This is a genomic window from Streptomyces sp. NPDC051740 (assembly GCF_044453165.1).
GTDB classification, from domain to species: domain Bacteria; phylum Actinomycetota; class Actinomycetes; order Streptomycetales; family Streptomycetaceae; genus Streptomyces; species Streptomyces atrovirens.
This window is the reverse complement of sequence record NZ_JBITCL010000004.1, coordinates 1-20,107: the sequence shown is the minus strand read 5'-3', so window position 1 is coordinate 20,107 and position 20,107 is coordinate 1. Positions and strand designations below refer to the sequence as shown.

At 69.5% G+C, this 20,107-nt stretch carries 17 protein-coding genes; 7 read left to right on the top strand and 10 right to left on the bottom strand.

Annotated features, from left to right (window positions below):
- The first annotated feature begins 143 nt into the window (after positions 1-143).
- Both ACIA6T_RS08150 and ACIA6T_RS08145 read left to right on the top strand, forming a co-directional pair.
- Entirely contained in the window at positions 144-998 is an 855-nt protein-coding gene (locus tag ACIA6T_RS08150; RefSeq protein WP_399445733.1) for a helix-turn-helix domain-containing protein, read from the top strand.
- Positions 995-1,183 carry a DUF397 domain-containing protein gene (locus ACIA6T_RS08145; RefSeq protein WP_399445732.1) on the top strand — a complete coding sequence of 63 codons (189 nt, stop codon included), beginning with the start codon at positions 995-997 and terminating at the stop codon, positions 1,181-1,183. Before ACIA6T_RS08150 ends, ACIA6T_RS08145 begins: the two co-directional genes overlap by 4 nt.
- A 264-nt stretch (positions 1,184-1,447) precedes the next feature.
- Here the strand turns inward: ACIA6T_RS08145 and ACIA6T_RS08140 are convergent, their stop codons facing one another.
- The gene (locus ACIA6T_RS08140; protein ID WP_399445731.1) at positions 1,448-1,945 is read right to left on the bottom strand and encodes a MarR family winged helix-turn-helix transcriptional regulator; all 498 of its coding nucleotides are present in this window, start codon (positions 1,943-1,945) and stop codon (positions 1,448-1,450) included.
- A gap of 101 nt (positions 1,946-2,046) precedes the next feature.
- On the opposite strand from ACIA6T_RS08140, the gene ACIA6T_RS08135 reads away from it, so the two are divergent.
- Positions 2,047-2,688: an MBL fold metallo-hydrolase gene (locus ACIA6T_RS08135; RefSeq protein WP_399445730.1), complete on the top strand. Its 642-nt coding sequence runs from the start codon at positions 2,047-2,049 to the stop codon at positions 2,686-2,688.
- A 78-nt stretch (positions 2,689-2,766) separates the two neighbouring features.
- Here the strand turns inward: ACIA6T_RS08135 and ACIA6T_RS08130 are convergent, their stop codons facing one another.
- A complete protein-coding gene (locus ACIA6T_RS08130; RefSeq protein ID WP_399445729.1) occupies positions 2,767-4,191 on the bottom strand; it encodes a non-reducing end alpha-L-arabinofuranosidase family hydrolase in 1,425 nt (474 codons plus the stop codon).
- A gap of 750 nt (positions 4,192-4,941) precedes the next feature.
- Here ACIA6T_RS08130 and ACIA6T_RS08125 point away from each other — a divergent pair.
- Both ACIA6T_RS08125 and ACIA6T_RS08120 read left to right on the top strand, forming a co-directional pair.
- Positions 4,942-6,369: an endo-1,4-beta-xylanase gene (locus tag ACIA6T_RS08125; protein WP_399445728.1), complete on the top strand. Its 1,428-nt coding sequence runs from the start codon at positions 4,942-4,944 to the stop codon at positions 6,367-6,369.
- 385 nt (positions 6,370-6,754) lie between these two features.
- Positions 6,755-8,536 carry a lysyl oxidase family protein gene (locus tag ACIA6T_RS08120; protein WP_399445727.1) on the top strand — a complete coding sequence of 594 codons (1,782 nt, stop codon included), beginning with the start codon at positions 6,755-6,757 and terminating at the stop codon, positions 8,534-8,536.
- Positions 8,537-9,007: 471 nt separating this feature from the next.
- Here the strand turns inward: ACIA6T_RS08120 and ACIA6T_RS08115 are convergent, their stop codons facing one another.
- The 7 genes from ACIA6T_RS08115 to kdpF all read right to left on the bottom strand — a co-directional run bounded on the left by ACIA6T_RS08115 (position 9,008) and on the right by kdpF (position 18,035).
- Positions 9,008-9,856 carry a universal stress protein gene (locus tag ACIA6T_RS08115; protein ID WP_399446058.1) on the bottom strand — a complete coding sequence of 283 codons (849 nt, stop codon included), beginning with the start codon at positions 9,854-9,856 and terminating at the stop codon, positions 9,008-9,010.
- 250 nt (positions 9,857-10,106) lie between these two features.
- Positions 10,107-12,647: a DUF4118 domain-containing protein gene (locus ACIA6T_RS08110; RefSeq protein ID WP_399445726.1), complete on the bottom strand. Its 2,541-nt coding sequence runs from the start codon at positions 12,645-12,647 to the stop codon at positions 10,107-10,109.
- Between the two features lie 13 nt (positions 12,648-12,660).
- Positions 12,661-13,344 (bottom strand): response regulator, encoded by a 684-nt coding sequence (locus tag ACIA6T_RS08105; protein WP_399445725.1) that lies wholly within the window; start codon positions 13,342-13,344, stop codon positions 12,661-12,663.
- A gap of 137 nt (positions 13,345-13,481) precedes the next feature.
- On the bottom strand, positions 13,482-14,150 hold the full coding sequence (locus tag ACIA6T_RS08100; protein WP_399445724.1) for a potassium-transporting ATPase subunit C: 669 nt from the start codon (positions 14,148-14,150) through the stop codon (positions 13,482-13,484).
- A gap of 5 nt (positions 14,151-14,155) precedes the next feature.
- Positions 14,156-16,276: a potassium-transporting ATPase subunit KdpB gene (gene kdpB / locus ACIA6T_RS08095; protein ID WP_399445723.1), complete on the bottom strand. Its 2,121-nt coding sequence runs from the start codon at positions 16,274-16,276 to the stop codon at positions 14,156-14,158.
- Positions 16,276-17,937 (bottom strand): potassium-transporting ATPase subunit KdpA, encoded by a 1,662-nt coding sequence (gene kdpA, locus ACIA6T_RS08090; RefSeq protein ID WP_399445722.1) that lies wholly within the window; start codon positions 17,935-17,937, stop codon positions 16,276-16,278. The genes kdpB and kdpA overlap by 1 nt, the downstream gene beginning before the upstream one ends.
- An 8-nt stretch (positions 17,938-17,945) precedes the next feature.
- Complete coding sequence (gene kdpF / locus ACIA6T_RS08085; protein ID WP_399445721.1) at positions 17,946-18,035, bottom strand: K(+)-transporting ATPase subunit F; 90 nt, start codon at positions 18,033-18,035, stop codon at positions 17,946-17,948.
- A 219-nt stretch (positions 18,036-18,254) separates the two neighbouring features.
- On the opposite strand from kdpF, the gene ACIA6T_RS08080 reads away from it, so the two are divergent.
- The gene (locus tag ACIA6T_RS08080) at positions 18,255-19,004 is read left to right on the top strand and encodes a GNAT family N-acetyltransferase (RefSeq protein ID WP_399445720.1); all 750 of its coding nucleotides are present in this window, start codon (positions 18,255-18,257) and stop codon (positions 19,002-19,004) included.
- Between the two features lie 151 nt (positions 19,005-19,155).
- Positions 19,156-19,683: a transposase gene (locus ACIA6T_RS08075; RefSeq protein WP_399446057.1), complete on the top strand. Its 528-nt coding sequence runs from the start codon at positions 19,156-19,158 to the stop codon at positions 19,681-19,683.
- Positions 19,684-19,707: 24 nt separating this feature from the next.
- Here the strand turns inward: ACIA6T_RS08075 and ACIA6T_RS08070 are convergent, their stop codons facing one another.
- Positions 19,708-20,037 carry an integrase core domain-containing protein gene (locus ACIA6T_RS08070; protein WP_399445719.1) on the bottom strand — a complete coding sequence of 110 codons (330 nt, stop codon included), beginning with the start codon at positions 20,035-20,037 and terminating at the stop codon, positions 19,708-19,710.
- Between the last annotated feature and the right edge of the window lie 70 nt (positions 20,038-20,107).

Sequence of the window (20,107 nt, the reverse complement as noted above, 5' to 3'; positions counted from 1 at the left end):
CGCGCCGATCGCGCCGACGGCACTCCGCGTACGCAGAGTCAGCGTACGCACACATTCCGTGGACCGTACGCCTCGCTCCGGGTGACGATGGAGCCCAGTCAGAAGCGGTACGGCGTGGCACGTGCGCGGGAAGGTGGCCGACGGTGGCTTACGAGAACACGGACGGCGGGGTGGGCGCGGGAAGTTGTGGCGAGCCCGGGGCCTCGGACAGCATGCGCACCTTCGGTGCGTTCGTCCAGGCCTTACGGGAGCACGCGGGCCTCAGCCGGGAGGAGTTCGCCGCCCTGGTCCACTTCTCGAAGCACACGGTGGCCTCGGTGGAGCTGGGCCGCCGGATGCCGGACCGGGGCTTCGTGGAGCGCGCGGAGGAGGCGACCGGCAACACCGGCGCGCTGCGCAGGGCCGCGCCGCATCTGTCGCGGCAGGTGGGGCTGGCGAGTTGGTTCCGGCAGTGGGCGCGGCTGGAGACGCAGTCGGTGACGCTGTGGACGTACGACTGCCGGGTGGTTCCCGGCCTGTTGCAGACGGAACGCTACGCACGGGCGGTGACGGAGAGCGTCCCGCCGGTCAAGGACGAGGACCAGGTGGCCCAGCAGGTCACGGCCCGCCTGGAACGTCAGCGACTGTTCGACCGCAGGCCGGCGATCACGTTCAGCTTCATCGTCGAGCAGGCACTGCTGGAGCGCGGCACCGGAGGCCCGGACGTGACGCGGGAGTTGCTCGACAGCCTCCTGGAGAGGTCGTCGCAGTTCAACGTCGAGCTGCAGATCATGCCGACCCGTCAGCCGGACCACGCCGGTTTCGACGGGCCGTTGATGCTCCTTGAGTCGCCGGACAACAAGTGGTTCGGCTACGCGGAGGGACAGCGTGGCGGGATGCTGATTTCGACCCCGAAGGAGGTCAGCATCATGCTCCAGCGGTATGCGAGACTGCGCTCACAGGCTCTCACCTCCGAGGACTCCAGGAGCCTGCTGAAGCGACTGCGAGGAGCGCTATGAGCAGCACCGACGAACGGGCTTGGTTCAAGAGCAGCTACAGCGGTTCCGACGGCGACGCCTGCGTCGAGGTGGCGCGGGGCACGCGGGCGGTCCACGTCCGGGACTCCAAGAACCGGCGCAGCCCCGAACTCGCCCTCTCCCCCGCCGCGTGGAGCGACTTCGTCACCTACGCCGCCCAGCACTGACCTTCACGCCCCGCCCCGCGCCGGATCCGTCCGGCACGGGGCGCTGTCGTTCGCCTTCTCCCACCGCGCGGAGAGGCGCGAGTGCGAAGCCCTGTCGGACCGGCTCCGGAATCACCACGTACTCCACCCGGCACCGGACCGCCCGACCCGCTCGGCTCCCAGGCGCGACCTGACGGCGCGTGCTTCCGGTCCGCGCCACGACGGCTGTGGTTCATACGCACGGTGACGGACGCGAACCGGCCGGCGCCGGTTGTCCGGGCCTCGTCACCATGATCCGGTGGTGAACTCGCGCTCGCCGTCGAAGGAACGGCTGCCCCGGATGCCGCCGCTGATCCGCTCGATGAGGTCGAGGGCGTGCGCCAGAGCGCGCCGGTCCTCCTCGTCCAGCGTCTCCTCCAGCGCGTCGGCGAGGACGCCGACGCGCTGACGGCGTTCCGCGTCGAGCGTCTCCTTCCCCTCCCCCGTCAGGGTGAGGACCTTCCTGCGGGCATCGTCCGGATCGGGGCGTACGGCCAGGAAGCCGGCGTCGGTCAGTTCCCTGACGGTCGCGGCCATCGTCTGGTGACGCACTCCACGGGCCGCCGCCAGGTCGGCCGTGGTCATCGGCCCACCCGTGTCGAGGAGGCCGAGCACCGCCGCCGGGACGGACGCGAGCCGGTCGACGGTACGGGCGCTGCGGACCAGGGTGCCGACGACCTCCCTGAGGCGGGCGGCCAACTCGTCCGGGAGGGGGGCCGGTTCGTTCGAGGTCGCGTTGTTCACATCCGCCAGCCTAACAAGATCATACAGGGCACCCTGTATGACAGGGAACCCTGTATATATTGTGCAGTGAACCCTGCATATCAAGCCGACGGGAGCCGGCAGTGAAGCTGATCAAGCACGCCCACGCATGTGTGTCGCTGGTCAAGGACGGTGGGCGCATCGCCGTCGACCCGGGCACGTTCACCCCCGACGCGAAGGAGGTGGTGGCCGCCGCCGACGCCGTCCTGATCACGCACGAACACTTCGACCACTTCGACGAAGACCTGATCGCCCGGGCCCTGGACGCCCGCCCCGACCTGCGGGTCTACGGACCGGCCGGTGTGGTCGAACGCTGGCCGGACCGACGCGCCCAGGTCACCGCGGTCGCGGCCGGTGACCGTGTCGATGTCGCCGGCTTCGACATAGCGGTCTCCGGCGACCTGCACGCCGCGATCCACCGCGACATCCCCCGCGTCACCAACGTCGGCTACCTCGTCGACGGCCGGGTCTTCCACCCCGGCGACGCTTACCAGGTACCGCCCGCACCGGTCGACACGCTGCTGCTGCCCACCAGCGGCCCTTGGACCCACCTCGGCCGGGCGGCGGACTACGTGCGCGAGGTCGGGCCCAGCCGTCTCGTCCAGATCCACGAGATCATGCTCAGCCGGACCGGCCAGGAGTCGACGGCCCGCTTCCTGAGCCCCGCGGCGCTGACCGAGGTGCCCCTGACCATCGTCCCGGAGGGGGACGCGATCACCGTGTGATCCCGGCCGGCCGCACCGACCCACGCCGGAGGTGGAGCCCGGACCCGGGCTCCACGCCCCCGCCGTGAACCGGGAAGGTCAGCGTCGCAGGGTGAGGACGCCCGGCCGCCACGGCAGTCGGTTGTACTCGCCGCCCGCGGCGGGGTCCTTGCCCTGGTAGAGGAACTGCAGGTTGCAGGGGTCGATGGTCATGGTCTGGTCGGGGTTGTCGCGGACCAGGTCACCGTGGCTGATGTCGTTGGTCCAGGTGGCGCCGCTGTTGGCCTTGCCCGCGAAGGGGTTGCTCTCACTGGCGGCCTGCGGGGTCCACGACCCGTTCAGGCCGGCGGCCGTGAAGGAGCGGAAGTAGCGCCCGTTCGCACCCATCGCCTCGACGATCATGAGGTACTGGTTCTGGCCCTTGACCTTGTAGACCTGCACGCCCTCGAACAGGTTGGCCTTCGTGTCGCTCATGATCGTCGTGTACGAGGAACCGAAGTTGCCCGGGAAGTTCCCGATCGGCATGCTCGCCCGGTAGATCCTGCCGTTGTCACCGGCGAAGAACAGGTACATGTTCTGGCCGTCGGCGATCAGGGTCTGGTCGATCGGGCCGGTGTCGGAGCCGGAGATGCTCCCGGTGAACAGCGGCTGCGCGGAGGACCAGCCGTTGGGGTTGGTGGGGTCGCTCGACGTGCGGTACATGAAGGCCGCCGAACCCCACTGGTAGGCCAGCACCCAGATGTTCTTGGGCGCGAAGTAGAACAGCGTGGGCGCCACCGCGGCCTGGCTCATCGCGTTCTGGCCGGCCGACGCCATGTCCGACCAGTTCGTGAAGGGGCTGAACATCATGGAGCCGTACGACGATCCCGAGAAGTTGGACGCGTAGACCAGGTGCCTGCCGTTGTGCGTCACTGTGGTGAAGTCCTTCACCGCGGCCCACCCGTTCGCCGGCTGCGCCAGCACACCCGTCGAGGACCACCGGTACGTCGACGGGAGGGTGCACGTGCCGTCCGTCGGCGGCGTCCCGGTCAGACCGGTCCACTTCTGGTTGCTGCCGCCGTTGCACGTCCACAGCTGCACCGCCGTGCCGTTGGCCGTACCGTTGTCCTTCACGTCCAGGCACAGCCCGGACTCCACGCCGACGACCGTGCCGTCGGAGTTCACCCGCCACTGCTGGTTCGCGGCACCGCTGCAGCTCCAGATCTGCACCCGGGTACCGGCCGTGGTCGCGTGGTCCGGAACGTCCAGGCACTTGTTGCCGTACACGGTCAACTGGCTGGAATCCGTCAGCGTCCACTGCTGGTTGGTTCCGTTCCAGCAGTCGTGGATCTGCAGGTACGTGCCGTTGACCTGCTCGGCACCCAGCACATCGAGACACCGGCCCGAACCGACACCGCGCAAGGCGCCGCTGGTGGCCGCCTGGGCCGGGGTGACGACGAGCATCGCCGCCAACGCGGCCAGGGCCGCGGCCACGGCGGCGAGCACCGCGGACGGATTCCTGCGGCTGAAACTTCCTCTGCGCATGGGGACTTCCTCAACCTTGGGACGAAGAGAGCACCGACAAAGAATTGGCGAGGTCATGACATATGCATGACGTACGCACGACAGCACGGCAGCACGGCTCCTCATGGCTCCGCGTTCGGGCGATGCGACCCGGAGTCGCCCTGCCGCGCGATGGAGCGACTCAACATGCTCGAAATATCGAACACGAGTCGAAGTGTCGAGCAACCTGAATGATAGGGAGCTGCCGAACGGCGTCAATACCCCCCGCATACGTCGCCATCAATGTCGAAACATTCGCGAGAACCCATGAGTGAAACGTCGCACGTCACGCCGTCCGATGGCCGACATGCGACCCGCCGGCCCCGCCCTGCGGCCGCCATCGACAGCGGCACCGAGGTTTCGACGTCCAACCGGCCGGAGTCTCGAAAGTTTCGAACAGGGAACAGAAACTTTTCCTGCGGGAAGTATTGACGATGCATCATCAACGCCTCGATCATTCCTGTCTGGAAAACCGGCCGCGGCTCGACATTTCGAACCGCACCAGCCTTGGGGCATTCCGTGCCGCACGGCAGATCCGCGCACGACCGCACCACAGATCCGCGTACCTGTGCCGAAGACCGTCCCGTCCCATGACCGCCGTGTCCGGTGATTCCGTGCCGGCCGGGCCCCGGCCCGCCCCGTCCATCCGTCCATCCATCCGCCGAACAGGAGCGGACGACGCAATCCCCCGCGCTTCATCCCTTCCGTGATGTCCACTTTGGAGGCACAGCAATGGGCTCGTACGCCCTCCCCAGATCCGCCGTCCGGCGGAAGATCCGCGGCCTGCTGCTGGCGCTGGTCGTCGGCGCCACCGGTACGGCCACCGCACTGGTCACGCCGCCGACCGCGTACGCCGCCGAGAGCACGCTCGGCGCCGCGGCGGCGCAGAGCGGCCGCTACTTCGGCACCGCCATCGCCTCGGGCAAGCTGGGCGACTCGGCCTACACGTCGATCGCGAGCCGTGAGTTCAACTCGGTGACGGCCGAGAACGAGATGAAGATCGACGCCACCGAACCGCAGCGGGGCCAGTTCAACTTCACCGCCGCCGACCGCGTCTACAACTGGGCGGTGCAGAACGGCAAGCAGGTGCGCGGTCACACCCTGGCCTGGCACTCCCAGCAGCCCGGCTGGATGCAGAGCCTCAGCGGCAGCGCACTGCGCCAGGCGATGATCGACCACATCAACGGCGTGATGGCCCACTACAAGGGCAAGATCGCCCAGTGGGACGTCGTGAACGAGGCCTTCGCCGACGGCAGTTCGGGGGCCCGGCGCGACTCCAACCTGCAGCGCACCGGCAACGACTGGATCGAGGTCGCCTTCCGCGCCGCGCGCGCCGCCGACCCGTCCGCCAAGCTCTGCTACAACGACTACAACGTCGAGAACTGGACCTGGGCCAAGACCCAGGCCATGTACAACATGGTGCGGGACTTCAAGTCGCGCGGCGTGCCGATCGACTGCGTCGGCTTCCAGTCGCACTTCAACAGCGGCAGCCCCTACAACAGCAACTTCCGCACCACCCTGCAGAACTTCGCCGCCCTCGGCGTCGACGTGGCCGTCACCGAACTCGACATCCAGGGCGCCTCGTCCACGACCTACGCCAACGTGGTCAACGACTGCCTGGCCGTCTCGCGCTGCCTCGGCGTCACCGTCTGGGGAGTGCGCGACAGCGACTCCTGGCGATCGGGGGACACACCGCTGCTGTTCAACAACGACGGCAGCAAGAAGCCCGCCTACACCGCCGTCCTCAACGCACTCAACGGCGGCGACACCTCGGAGCCCCCCACGGACGGCACCAGGATCAAGGGCGTCGGTTCGGGCCGCTGCCTGGACGTGCCCAACGCCAGTACGAGCGACGGCACCCAGCTCCAGCTGTGGGACTGCCACAGCAACAGCAACCAGCAGTGGACGTACACCGACGCCGGTGAGTTCAGGGTGTACGGCAACAAGTGCCTGGACGCCGCCGGCACCGGCAACGGCGCCAAGGTCCAGATCTACAGCTGCTGGGGCGGCGACAACCAGAAGTGGCGTTTCAACTCCGACGGATCCATCGTCGGCGTCCAGTCCGGCCTCTGCCTCGACGCCGCCGGATCCGCCAACGGCTCCTCGATCCAGCTCTACTCCTGCTCGAACGGCAGCAACCAGCGCTGGACCCGCGCCTGACAAGGCCTGCCACGCGAAGACCACCGATGACCGCGAGGGTCGCCGCCGTGATGGCGGCGGCCCTCGCGGCCGGTCACGCCGCCGTCATGACGGACGCCGGTGCCGCGGTGCCGGGCGACGCCGTGCAAGCGCCCGCCCGGTGTACCGGCCTTCGTCGGCGCGGGAGCCTCGTCGATGCCCGGCGGATCTCGCACGGACGTGAGACAAGTCCGGCTCCTGGTGGACGCTTTTCGGACAACTGGGGGGCGACAGGGCGAGCGGAGCCAACCCGGAGGGTGTCCGGCTCCCTCTCATGGTCCGAACACAGCGGCCCCGTAAGCCAGTTGGGGTCGCACTGCTCATCCAGATCCCATGACACCCTCCACAGCCGGAAGCACGAGGACCGATGACCAGACTCCCGCAGGGCCGCACCAGCCGCCTGACCCGCCCCTCCTTCGCCGTCGCCGCGGCCATCGCCGTGACCGCGGGCGTCGTCGCCGCCGCGCCCGACGCGAAGACCGCGGAGCCGACGCCGAAACTCGGCCTGATCGCCGCATCCACCTCGGTCACGCTCGACTCGTGGACGGAGGACCCGGGGGTCTACCTCGACCTCGGGACGTACCTCACCTCCGAGAACGGCGCCTTCGAACTCAAGGTGACCCGCAAGTCGTACAAGGACCCGGTCGTCGCCGAACAGGTCCTCCGGAACGGGAAGAAGACCCGGACCAAGGCACTCCCCGCCGGGCTCGTGAACGACTTCACCGGGCTGCCGGACTTCACGCAGATCACCCTCACCGACGCGGCCGGCTCGACGGTGCTGGAGAAGACCGAGGCGTTCTGCCCCAACAACGCCTCGGGGCGGGTCCGGCCGGACGCCCCCGCCAACTCGAAGTATCCGGAGAGCTGTCCGACGAACCCCTTCACCCTCGGCTCGGTGTGGGGCGTCGAGAACGGCTGGGCGTCCAACACCTACTCGGGGTTCTACACCGACCCGGTCCAACTGGCCGCCGGCACCTACACCGCCGAGATCAACGTGACCGAGAAGTACCGCGACCTCTTCGGCATCACCGACAAGCCGCAGACCGTCAAGGTGGTCGTACGCGAACGCAGCTGGGAGGAGTCCGCGCGCTCCGCCTCCGGCGGTTCGGCGAAGTCCACCGCCTCCGGGCACGGTGCGCACGCGCAGCACGGGTCCCACGCGGAGCACGGAGCCCACGCGGAGCACGACGCGCACGCGCAGCACGGGGCCGGCGCGGACACCCCGGCCCCCGGCGCCGCGACGAGCGGCGCCGGCCCCTCGTACAACGCCGGCCACGGCCCCTACCCGTCGGCTCCGCCCGCCCTGCCGTGGGCGCTGAAGAGGAAGTCCCTGGGGAAGCAGGCCGTCGCCGCCGCCGAGACCGGTGACGGCTCCGGGCAGACCGACGGTTCGCGACAGGCGCCGGGCGCCGGGCCCCACGCGAAGCGGCCCACCGGCAAGGCGTCCGTGCCCGACGTCCCGAAGCCCGACCTGCGCTCGCTGCCCGCGTTCGGCATCACCGTCAGCGACGGCTACGAGGAGGTGCCCGGCAAGGACTACCTCGCCTTCAGCGCCAACGTGTGGAACGCGGGCCCGGCCAAGCTGGTGGTGGACGGCTTCCGTTCCCCGGGCAAGGAGGTGATGGACGCCTACCAGTACTTCTACGACGCCGACGGCAAGCAGGTCGGGTACACCCCGACCGGCGGCATGGAGTGGGATCCGCGTCCCGGCCACGAGCACTGGCACTTCCTGGACTTCGCCAGTTACCGGCTGCTGACGGCCGATCAGAAGGAGACGGTGCGCAGCGGCAAGGAGGCGTTCTGTCTGGCCAACACCGACGCCGTCGACTACACCGTGAAGAACGCCGCCTGGCACCCGGGAAACACCGACCTGTCCACCGCGTGCGGCTCCGAGAACTCCATCTCCGTCCGCGAGGTGCTCGACGTCGGCTCCGGTGACACCTACACCCAGGACCTGCCCGGCCAGTCCTTCGACATCACGGACCTGCCGAACGGCACGTACTACATCCAGGTCCTCGCCAACCCGGAGAACCGGCTCCAGGAGACCGACCACAGCAACAACAGCGCGCTGCGGGAAGTCGTCCTGGGAGGCGAGAAGGGCGCCCGTACGGTGACGGTCCCCCCGCACCACCTGGTGGACGCCAACTGACCCGCCCGTGAAGACAGGGGCGGCTCCGGCCCCCGAAACGGACCGGAGCCGCTCTCGCGCGCGGGACCAACGGCGTCCGCCGCCCGCCTCCCGTGCAGGTGGACACGCGAGCCGGCAGCGCCGTCACGTGCCCGGAGCAGGTGACCGTCCCGCCCGCCGGGCCGACCGGGAAAAATGTCGGCACGCCCCGCCCGCAGCCCGAGGAATCAGAGAGACATCAGGTCAGGCACCCTTTGCCGTGGGCTCAAGAATCGCCACGCACTCCACGTGGTGGGTCATCGGAAAGAGGTCACCTCGGACGCAGTCGGGAAACAGCAGGTCAGAGTTGGTCTACGGTCCCAAGACAGGGTCGCCGGGTGCTCGGATCGTCAAACGAGCGTCACCGGTGTCGTCCGATCACGCCACCCACACCTGCCGCCCGGTCGAGCGGCTCTTGCCCGATGTTCCGCAGCTCGGCCGGCGGGTCAACCCTCAGGGGGAGGCCCAGGGCCCACCCACGAAAGCGACGGGGCGGGGCGAGTGGCGTAGTGCGGCGCGGTGGGTGGCTCCGAGTTCGCGGCGGCCCGTGCCACGCCTGTGCCGGACCCCCAGGACGAGAAGGTCGGCGTGGTCCGCGGCTCGGAGCAGGGCCTGCCGCGCAGGGCCGTCGACGACTCGTCTGTCCACGACGCCGCCGCTTCCGGGAGCCGCCCGGTCCGGGACTGCCGCGCTCAGGAGCGCATCGACTGCCGGCGAGCCGCGGAGGCGAGGTGAGCCCTGCCGTGCTTCCTGCCGGCTCCGGGCATGTACCACGACCAGGTCGCAACCGCGGGCCTGTGCTTCCTGAAGGGCGAAGGTGCCAGGGGCGGCGTCGGTTGCTTCTCCGACGCCCAGGACGACCTGCCGGTCTCCTCGTGGGCGCACCGGGACGGAGTCGCCGACGACCACGACGGGGCACGACGCGCGCTCTGCGACGGCGGGCCCGACGGAATCGGTGAAGAGGCGGCGCACGAGGGCACCGTGTCCACGATGGCCCACGACCGATGCGAAAGCGTCTTCCGCCGCATGGAACAGGACGTCGACGGGCTCCCCGGGCAGCACTTCGGCGTGAATCCCGACCTCCGGTCGGCGCTCGCGGACCCGGGCCGCGGCAGCACCGATGATCTCTTCCAGCAGGGCGGCCTCAGCGGAGCCTTCAGGGAGGTCCTCCGCAGGAGTGGCGCCCTCGAAGCGTTCCCATACGGACGCGTGCAGGATACGAAGAGGCAGACCGTGCAGGGCGGCCCCGTCAGCGGCCCAGTCGAGCGCCCTCATACTCGCGGAGGAGCCGTCCACGCCCACGGTCACTGGTCTGTCCACCGGCCACGCTCCCTCTTCGTCACCAGTGGAACGACGGTCTGCCGTGCCCGCAAGCGGTCCCCGTCGTGGAGCTCCGGGGACGCGCCGCACGGGCCGCGGGTCAGGCGGTTCCAGTGGCCAGAAGACCGGGGGCGGCCCGCGCTCTCCAAGAGGACGGCCATGGAGCGCGGCCTGCGGAACGCCGTTCCTGCAGCGGGTCCTGCGAGTCCTCGCTGACCGGGGCCCGAAACTCTCAGGGCCCGACCGTGGCCGGAAGCGCCGGCTGGTCCAGCCGCTCGGCAGCCATCGGGACGCTGAGCACCATGGTGAGGCCGCCGCCGGGCGTGTCCTCGGCGTGCACGGTGCCGCGGATGGCCTCGGTGAAGCCGCGTGCGACCGCGAGGCCGAGGCCGACACCCACACCGCGGGGTGAGTCGCCGTAGCGCTGGAACGGCTCGAAGATGCGTTCCTTGGCCTCGTCCGGTACCCCGGGGCCGCAGTCGATGATCCGCACTTCGACCCGGTCGGCGAGGACACTGGCGGAGACGAGGACCTTCTCCCCCGGCGGGCTGTGCTTGACGGAGTTCTCGACGACGTTGGCGACGGCCCGCTCCAGGAGTCCGCGGTCGACGTGGACCATGGGCAGTGTCTCGGGGATGTCCAGCTCGACGCTGTCCTCGGGGACCCCGCCGAGCGCCATGGGGACGACCTCGTCGAGGTCGGTCTCGCGGAGTACGGGCGTGACCGTACCGGTCTGCAGGCGGGACATGTCGAGCAGGTTGCCCACCAGCTGGTCGAGCCGGTCGGCGCCCTCCTCGATGGCCTCCAGCAGCTCCGCCTCGTCCTCCTCGGACCACTCGACGTCGTCGGACCGCAGCGACGACACGGCGGCCTTGATGCCGGCGAGCGGGGTCCGCAGGTCGTGACTGACGGCGGCGAGCAGCGCGGTCCGGATACGGTTGCCCTCGGCCAGCTCCTCCGCCCGGTCCGCCTTGCCCTTGAGCCGCTGACGGTCCAGGACGACAGCGGCCTGTGCGGCGAACGCGGCCAGGACCCGCCGGTCGGCGGCCGGCAGCACCCGGCCGCGCAGGGACAGGGCCATGTGGTAGCCGACGGGGACGTCGACGTCCGCGTCGTCCGGGGTTCCGGCGGGCCGGGGTCCCACGCTGCCGGCGCAGGTCCAGGGAGCTGTTTCGCCGGTCCGCTCCAGCAGCGCCACCGACTCCATGCCGAAGGTCTCGCGGACTCGTTCGAGCAACTCCTCCAGCCCGGTCTCGCCGCGCAGCACATTCCCCGCGAGGAACGACAGGATCTCCGACTCGGCGCGCAGCCGGGCGGCCTGTTGGGTGCGGCGGGCCGCGAGGTCCACCACCGAGGCCACCGCCACGGCCACGCCGACGAAGACCACGATGGCGACGATGTTCTGCGGGTCGGCGATGGTCAGGGTGTGGACGGGCGGGGTGAAGAACCAGTTCAGCAGGAACGATCCGACCACGGCGGAGGCCAGCGCCGGCAGGAGTCCGCCCAGCAGGGCCGCCGCCACCGTCAGGGACAGGAACAGGAGCATGTCGTTGGCGAGGCCGACGTCCGGCGCGACGCTGTTCAGGAGCCAGGCGAGCAGGAGGGGGCCGAGCACGCCGGTCAGCCAGCCGCTGATCACCCGGGTGCGCCCGAGGCGTGCTCCGCGCGCCACGGGCAGGCCGCGGCCCTTGCCGACCTCGGCGTGCGTGATGAGGTGGACGTCGAGGTCGGGGCCGGACTCGCGGGCCACGGTGGCGCCGACGCCGGGCCCGAAGACGTACTGCCAGCTCCTGCGGCGGGAGACACCCAGCACGATCTGCGTGGCGTTGACCCCGCGGGCGAAGTCGAGGAGGGCGGCGGGGATGTCGTCGCCGACGACGTGATGGAAGGTGCCGCCCAGATCCTCGACCAGGGTGCGCTGGAGAGCCAGCTCCTTCGGGGACGCGCCGGTGAGGCCGTCACTGCGGGATATGTAGACGGCCATGACTTCCCCTCCGGCGCCCTTCTCGGCCAGTCGCGCGGCTCGCCGGATCAGGGTGCGCCCTTCCGGACCACCGGTGAGGCCGACCACGATCCGCTCCCGCGAACCCCAGATGGCGGAGACCTGGTGCTCGCTGCGGTACTCGGTCAGATAGGCGTCGACCCGGTCGGCGACCCAGAGCAGAGCCAGTTCGCGCAGGGCGGTGAGGTTGCCCGGCCGGAAGTAGTTGGACAGCGCCGCGTCGACCTTGTCCGGCTTGTAGATGTTGCCGTGTGCCATGCGGCGGCGCAGCGCCGGCGGGGACATGTCGACCAGTTCGATCTGGTCGGCACGCCGCACTACCTCGTCGGGGACGGTCTCACGCTGCCGCACCCCGGTGATCGACTCGACCACGTCGCCGAGTGACTCCAGGTGCTGGATATTGACGGTCGATATCACGTCGATGCCGGCGGCGAGCAGTTCCTCGACGTCCTGCCAGCGCTTGGCGTTGCGGGATCCGGGGACGTTGGTGTGGGCCAGCTCGTCGACCAGGGCGACCGCCGGGGCGCGCCGCAGGACGGCCTCCACGTCCATCTCGGTGAACGTGGCGCCCCGGTACTCGAGCTCCCTGCGCGGGACCTGTTCGAGACCGTGGAGCATCACCTCGGTGCGCGGCCGGTGGTGGTGCTCCACGAAGGCGACCACGCAGTCGGTGCCCCGCTCGATGCGGCGGTGCGCCTCCGACAGCATCGCGTACGTCTTGCCGACGCCGGGTGCCGCGCCGAGGTAGATCCGGAGCTTGCCGCGTGCCATGTCGTTTCCTCGGTCAGCCTTCGAAGCGGTAGCCCACGCCGGGCTCGGTGATCAGATAGCGGGGGTGGGAGGGGTCCTTCTCCAGTTTGCGCCGCAGCTGGGCCATGTAGACCCGCAGGTAGTTGGTCTTACTGCTCTGCGACACGCCCCAGACCTCCTTCAGCAGGTGCCTCTGTGTGATCAGCCGGCCCGGACTCGTCACGAGGATCTCCAGCAGGTGCCACTCGGTGGGCGTCAGCCGCACGTCCTTCCCGCCGCGCACCGCCCTCTTGGCCAGCAGGTCGAGGGTGAAGTCGTCGGTCTCGACGAGCGTCGCCGCCGGACCGGCCGGGAGGTCCTCGGTACGGCGTACGGCGGCCCGCAGCCGGGCCAGCAGTTCGTTCATGCTGAACGGCTTGGTGACGTAGTCGTCGGCACCGGCGTCCAGCGCGGCCACCTTCTCGTCCGACGCCCGGCGGGCGGACAGGACCAGGATCGGCACGCGCGTCCAGCCGCGCAGGCCCTTGATGACGTCGACGCCGTCCATGTCGGGCAGACCGAGGTCGAGCAGCACCACGTCGGGCTGCCGTGCGGCGGCGAGTCGCAGGGCCGTGGCCCCGTCGGAAGCCGCGTCCACTCCGTAGTGACGTGCCTGCAAGTTCAGGACGAGGGCCCGCACCAGTTGCGGGTCGTCCTCGACCACGAGCACCCGGGTCATGGGTGTCTGCCTCTCCTGTCGTACGTCGTGCCGTGCGCGCCCGGAAGCGGGGCGCGCGGAGACGCCGCGGCTGCGGGAGCCGGCGGGAACGGGATGTTCTCGAAGCCGCCGGCTCCCGAGGACATCGCGTAACGCCATCAGCTCTTCGCCACGAGTTCCTTGAGCGCGATGTTGAGTTCGAGGACGTTCACGCGCGGCTCGCCCATGAAGCCGAGGGCGCGGCCCTCGGTCTGCTCGTCGACGAGCTTCTGCACCCGCGCGGTGGACAGGCCGTTCTGCTCGGCGACCCGGTGGACCTGGATGTCCGCGTACTGCGGGGAGATGTTCGGGTCCAGTCCGGAACCGGAGGAGGTGACCGCGTCCGCGGGCACCTGGGACGGCTTCACCTTGTAGGTGCCCGTGGAGTTGTCCTTGACGACGGCGGCCTTGGCGTCCTTCACCCACTGGATGAGCTCTTCGTTGTCCCCGGACCGGTTGGTCGCGCCGGACAGGACGAGCTTGTACTGGGTGTTGACGCTGTTGGTGCCGAGGCCGTTCTGCGGGCGGCCCTGGAACCACTTCAGGTCCGGTGTCGGGGTCTCCTGGCCCTCCTTCAGCGGCAGGTTGTACGCCTGTCCGATGAGGGACGAGCCGACGACTCTGCCGTCCGCCTGCGTCTCGGAGCCGTTCGCCTGGTCGTGGAACAGCCCCTGCGCGATGCCGGTGACGACCAGCGGATAGAGGACACCGGTCACCAGGGTCAGCACAAGGAGGGCGCGCAGGCCCGCCCCGAGCAGCCGGGCGGTGTTCGATACGGAGTTGTTCATGGCCTTCAGCCGATTCCGGGGATGAGGGAGACGAGCAGGTCGATGATCTTGATGCCGATGAACGGAGCGACCAGGCCGCCGAGGCCGTAGACCGTCAGGTTGCGCCGCAGCAGCCGGTCCGCGCTGACCGGCCGGTACTGCACGCCCTTCAGGGACAGCGGTACCAGCGCGATGATGATCAGCGCGTTGAAGATGACGGCGGACAGGATCGCGGAGTCCGGGGAGGACAGGCCCATGATGTTGAGCTTGTCCAGGCCCGGGTAGACGGCGGCGAACAGCGCCGGGATGATCGCGAAGTACTTCGCCACGTCGTTGGCGATGGAGAACGTCGTCAGCGCGCCCCGTGTGATCAGCAGCTGCTTGCCGATCTCGACGATCTCGATGAGCTTGGTGGGGTTGGAGTCGAGGTCGACCATGTTGCCGGCCTCCTTGGCGGCCGACGTGCCGGTGTTCATCGCCACGCCGACGTCCGCCTGGGCCAGCGCGGGAGCGTCGTTGGTGCCGTCGCCGGTCATCGCCACGAGCTTGCCGCCCGCCTGCTCCCGCTTGATGAGGGCCATCTTGTCCTCGGGGGTGGCCTCGGCGAGGAAGTCGTCGACGCCGGCCTCCTCGGCGATCGCCTTGGCCGTCAGCGGATTGTCACCGGTGATCATGACGGTCTTGATGCCCATGCGGCGCAGTTCCTCGAACCGCTCCCGCATCCCGTGCTTGACGACGTCCTTGAGGTGGATGACGCCCAGCACACGGGCCCCACGCGCGTCCTCGACCGCGACGAGGAGGGGCGTACCGCCGGCCTCGGCGATGCGGTCGGCGATCAGGTCCGCGTCGTCGGCGACGGTGCCGTCGTTCTCCCGGACCCAGGCGGTGACCGAACCGGCCGCGCCCTTGCGGATCCTGCGCCCGTCGACGTCGACGCCGGACATGCGGGTCTGGGCGGTGAAGGCGATCCACTCGGCACCCACCAGCTCGCCCTGGTGGCGCTCGCGCAGCCCGTGCTTCTCCTTGGCGAGGACCACGATGGAGCGTCCTTCGGGCGTTTCGTCGGCCAGCGACGACAGTTGCGCCGCGTCGGCGACCTGTGCCTCGGTCGTGCCGCGTACCGGCATGAACTCGGCGGCCTGCCGATTGCCCAGAGTGATGGTGCCGGTCTTGTCCAGCAGCAGGGTGGAGACGTCACCGGCGGCCTCGACCGCGCGGCCGGACATGGCGAGCACGTTGCGCTGCACGAGCCGGTCCATGCCGGCGATGCCGATCGCCGAGAGCAGGGCACCGATCGTGGTCGGGATCAGGCAGACCAGCAGGGCGACGAGCACGACCATCGTCAGGTGGGTACCCGCGTAGTCCGCCAGGGGCGGCAACGTGGCGCAAGCGAGCAGGAAGACGATGGTCAGCGAGGCCAGCAGGATGTTGAGCGCGATCTCGTTCGGCGTCTTCTGCCGGGCCGCGCCCTCGACCAGGTTGATCATCCGGTCGATGAAGGTCTCGCCGGGCTTCGTCGTGATCTTCACGACGATCCGGTCGGAGAGGACCTTCGTGCCGCCGGTGACCGCCGAGCGGTCGCCGCCGGACTCACGGATCACGGGCGCGGACTCGCCGGTGATCGCCGATTCGTCGACGGATGCCACGCCCTCGATGACGTCCCCGTCACCAGGGATGATGTCGCCGGCCTCACAGACGACCAGGTCGTCGATCCTCAGCTCGGTGCCGGGCACGTGCTCCTCGCGGTCGCCCACCAGACGGCGCGCCACCGTGTCGGTCTTGGCCTTGCGCAGGGTGTCGGCCTGGGCCTTGCCGCGGCCCTCGGCGACGGCCTCCGCCAGGTTGGCGAAGACGACCGTCAGCCACAGCCAGGCGCTGATGGTCCAGCCGAACCAGTCACCCGGGTCCGTGAAGGAGAAGACCGTGGTCAGCACGGAGCCGATCCACACCACGAACATCACGGGGGACTTGACCATCACCCGCGGGTCGAGCTTGCGGAAGGCGTCCGGCACCGACTTGACCAGCTGCTCGGGGTCGAAGAGGCCGGCGCCCACACGGCCCTCGGCGGGCTTGTGGCCGGGGGCGTCCTGGTGGGGCGCGAGGGGGGGAGTGGACATGGGGTCCTGCTTCTCTACGTCGGTGGTCATCACGCCAGCCCTTCGGCCAGCGGTCCCAGCGCGAGGGCGGGGAAGTACGTCAGACCGGTGATGATGATGACCGTGCCGACCAGCAGCCCGGTGTACAGCGGCTTGTCCGTGCGCAGGGTGCCCGCGGTGGCCGGGACCGGTTTCTGCTCGGCGAGCGAGCCGGCCAGGGCCAGCACGAACACCATCGGCAGGAACCGGCCGAGGAGCATCGCCAGACCGATCGTGGTGTTGAACCACTGTGTGTCCGCGTTCAGGCCGGCGAACGCCGAGCCGTTGTTGTTGGCGCCGGACGTGTAGGCGTACAGGATCTCGGAGAACCCGTGCGCCCCGCTGTTGGTCATCGAATCGACCGGGGTCGGCAGTGCCATCGCGAACGCGGTGAAGACGAGCACGAGCGCCGGGGTGATCAGGATGTAGCAGGCCGCGAACTTGATCTCGCGGGGGCCGATCTTCTTGCCCAGGTACTCGGGCGTGCGGCCCACCATCAGACCGGCGATGAACACCGCGACGATCGCCATGATCAGCATGCCGTAGAGGCCGGAGCCGACACCGCCGGGCGCGATCTCGCCCAGCATCATGCCGAGCATGGTGATGCCGCCGCCGAGGCCGGTGAAGGAGGAGTGGAAGGAGTCCACGGCTCCGGTCGAGGTGAGCGTGGTCGACACCGCGAAGATCGAGGACGCGCCGACGCCGAAGCGGACCTCCTTGCCCTCGTACGCCCCGCCTGCGGCCTGGAAGGCCGGGCCGTGGTGGGCGAATTCGGTCCACATCATCAGCGCGACGAAGCCGAGCCAGATGGTGGCCATGGTGGCGAGGATCGCGTAGCCCTGCTTGACCGAGCCGACCATCAGGCCGAAGGTCCGGGTGATCGAGAACGGGATCAGCAGGATCAGGAAGATCTCGAAGAGGTTGGAGAACGGGGTGGGATTCTCGAAGGGGTGGGCGGAGTTGGCGTTGAAGTAGCCGCCGCCGTTGGTGCCGAGTTCCTTGATGGCCTCCTGCGAGGCGACCGCGCCGCCGTTCCACTGCTGCGTGCCGCCCATGAACTGGCCGACCTCGTGGATGCCGGAGAAGTTCTGGATCGCGCCACAGGCGACCAGGACGACCGCGGCGACAGCCGCCAGGGGCACCAGGATGCGTACGACGCCCCGCACCAGGTCGGCCCAGAAGTTGCCCAGCTCACCGGTGCGGGAGCGGGCGAATCCGCGCACGAACGCCACGGCGACGGCTGTGCCGACGGCCGCGGAGACGAAGTTCTGCACGGCAAGGCCGGCGGTCTGCACGACGTGGCCCATGGCCTGCTCGCCGTAGTACGACTGCCAGTTGGTGTTGCTCACGAACGACACGGCGGTGTTGAACGCCTGGTCCGGGTCGATCGACGCGAAGCCGAGCGAGCCGGGCAGGACCCCTTGGAGCCGCTGCAGGGCGTAGAGGAACAGGACGCCGACCGCGGAGAAGGCGAGGACGCCGCGCAGGTACGCGGGCCAGCGCATCTCCGTGTCGGGGTCGGCACCGATGCCCTTGTGGATCCACTTCTCGACGCGCAGGTGCTTGTCGGAGGAGTACACCTTGGCCATGTAGGTGCCGAGGGGCTTGTAGGCGAGTGCCAGCGCGGCTGTCAGAGCGAGCAACTGCAGCACGCCGGCGAGTACGGGACCCATCTCTTGTCTCAGAACCTCTCCGGGAAGATCAGGGCGAGGACGAGGTAGCCCAGCAGAGAGACGGCCACGGCGAGGCCGACGATGTTCTCGGCGGTCACAGTTTCGTCACCCCCTTGGCTGCGAGAGCCACGAGTACGAAACCCGCGATCGTGACGACGACGAAGGCCACATCGGCCATCGCGAACTCCTGGAGTGAGGTTCAGTTGATACGGACGATTCGAGGAAAGCGCACCTGTGGCCGGATCAGGCCGGTCGTTGACGCCTCCCTTACGGCGGGGCCCACGGCTTTGACGGAACCCTGACGGCGCCCGGTCCGAATGGTGAGCGGACTCGCCGTCGAGGCAGACGATCCGGCCTCACGGCAGCCGGAAACGGAGACGGCAGATCACCGCGTCCGTCTCCCGCCGCACGGCGTGCCGCACCGCAACCGGCGACCGTCCCGTTCGGAGTCGCGTTGCGTCGTCTGGAACCGGCCGACGCCGACGCCGTCCAGGCCCTCGGTCCCGACGCCGCATGGATCACCGCAAGCTGGGCCGGACCGCTCGCGATTGCCTCCTCGGGGCACGGCTGGGCCCGCCGTGGACCGCAAGGGGCGCCTGCTGTCCGTCGCCTGCGCCTGCTTCCGGGGCAGCCGCCACGAGGACGTCGCCGTCTTCACCGTGCAGGACCGCCGGCGCCACCGGATCGCCCCGGCCCGCGTGAACGCCCGGTGCGAGGACATCGTCGCCCGCAACCGCACACCCAGCTGGAACCGCTCGGTCCCCAACCGCGCCAGCCGCCTCCTCGCGTGGTACGCCGGATTCCGCCTGGTCGACAAGTACGTGCACTACGCGGTGGGGAGCCCGGTGTCCCCGACCGGCTCAGCGCCCAGCGATCACGCGACGAAGACGACTCCGCCCGGTCGGCGCCCGTACTCCCGGTGCCGGGGGCCGCAGAGAACCTGCGAACGGCGAGGAAGCGTCGCACTGCATCACACTGAGTGCCCGCTGCCGACCTCGCGGATCTCCGGCGGCTTCGCGGTCGAGCCTGCGTGCGAACGATCTGACCTGCTCCTCCGACCGCGGTGAATGCGCCCCCGTGTTCTTACTGACTTCAGCTCGTCAGGGTGAACCTCGGCGAAGTCCCTGATGGGCTGGGGATGGTGGCTGTATCTCGTGGTGTGTGAGATATGCGGATGGGGGCGGGCTGACCGCTGCGGGACGCCGGCGCCGGGAGTCGGTGCGGATGCAGGCGGCCGAGCTGTTCGATCAGGAGATCAAGCCGCCGGAGGTGGCACAGCGTTTGCGGGTGAGCCTGGAGTCGGCTTATCAATGGCACCAGTTGTGGCGGGACGGTGGTCGTGAGGCTCTGGTCTCGCGTGGCCCGAGCGGTTCGCGGTGCCGTCTGTCCCCGCGCTGTCTGGAGAAACTGGCCGTGTATCTGGAGCAGGGCCCGGCCGCGCACGGCTGGGTGGAGGACCGGGTGTGGACGGCGGCGAGGGTGGCCACGCTGATCGGCCGGAAGTTCCACGTCTCCTGCAGCGTCTCGGGCGCCACGCGGCTGATGCACCGGCTCGGCTTCAGTCCGCAGGTCCCCGCACTCAGGGTTGCCGAGCGCGACGAGCAGGCCGTCACCGTGTGGAGGGAGGCGACCTGGGCGGAGGTAAAAGAGCCCGGGCGGCCTGCGGGGGCTACATCCGCTTCGAGGACGAAGCCGGGTTCACCCGTCGGCCGCCCCGAGGACGCACCTGGGGCCGGCGCGGAGTGAACCGTTCCGGGTTCGGTAGAGATCTCAGATGTTGGGTGTGACCTGGGGTTTCGTGGTTGCGAGGTAGTGGTTGTTCTCGTATTCGACCGGCGGGACGTGGCCTATCTCACCGTGGAGTCGCCGGTGGTTGTACCAGTCGACGTATTCGGCGGTGGCGAGCTCGACGTCGGACAGCGTCTTCCACGGCCGCCGGGGCTTGATCAGCTCGGTCTTGAACAGCCCGATCGTGCTCTCCGTCAGGGCGTTGTCGTAGGCGTCGCCGACCGGGCCGATCGAGGCGGCGATACCGGCGGCGTCCAGGTGCTCGGCGAGCCGGAAACTCGTGTATTGACCGGGTTCAACCAGTGGATGCAACACCGGCTTATGTGATCGATAGTAGATGGTCGTTGAGGGCTTCGGCGGGTGTCTTCCAGCCGAGGCTCTT

Coding starts and splice junctions, on each gene's coding strand:
- kdpB (WP_399445723.1), bottom strand. CDS start 16,276: ATGACCACCGACGTAGAGAAGCAGGACCCCATGTCCACTCCCCCCCTC.
- ACIA6T_RS08105 (WP_399445725.1), bottom strand. CDS start 13,344: ATGACCCGGGTGCTCGTGGTCGAGGACGACCCGCAACTGGTGCGGGCC.
- ACIA6T_RS08120 (WP_399445727.1), top strand. CDS start 6,755: ATGACCAGACTCCCGCAGGGCCGCACCAGCCGCCTGACCCGCCCCTCC.
- ACIA6T_RS08100 (WP_399445724.1), bottom strand. CDS start 14,150: ATGAACAACTCCGTATCGAACACCGCCCGGCTGCTCGGGGCGGGCCTG.
- kdpA (WP_399445722.1), bottom strand. CDS start 17,937: ATGGGTCCCGTACTCGCCGGCGTGCTGCAGTTGCTCGCTCTGACAGCC.
- ACIA6T_RS08130 (WP_399445729.1), bottom strand. CDS start 4,191: ATGCGCAGAGGAAGTTTCAGCCGCAGGAATCCGTCCGCGGTGCTCGCC.
- ACIA6T_RS08080 (WP_399445720.1), top strand. CDS start 18,255: ATGGTGAGCGGACTCGCCGTCGAGGCAGACGATCCGGCCTCACGGCAG.
- ACIA6T_RS08125 (WP_399445728.1), top strand. CDS start 4,942: ATGGGCTCGTACGCCCTCCCCAGATCCGCCGTCCGGCGGAAGATCCGC.
- ACIA6T_RS08145 (WP_399445732.1), top strand. CDS start 995: ATGAGCAGCACCGACGAACGGGCTTGGTTCAAGAGCAGCTACAGCGGT.
- ACIA6T_RS08110 (WP_399445726.1), bottom strand. CDS start 12,647: ATGGCACGCGGCAAGCTCCGGATCTACCTCGGCGCGGCACCCGGCGTC.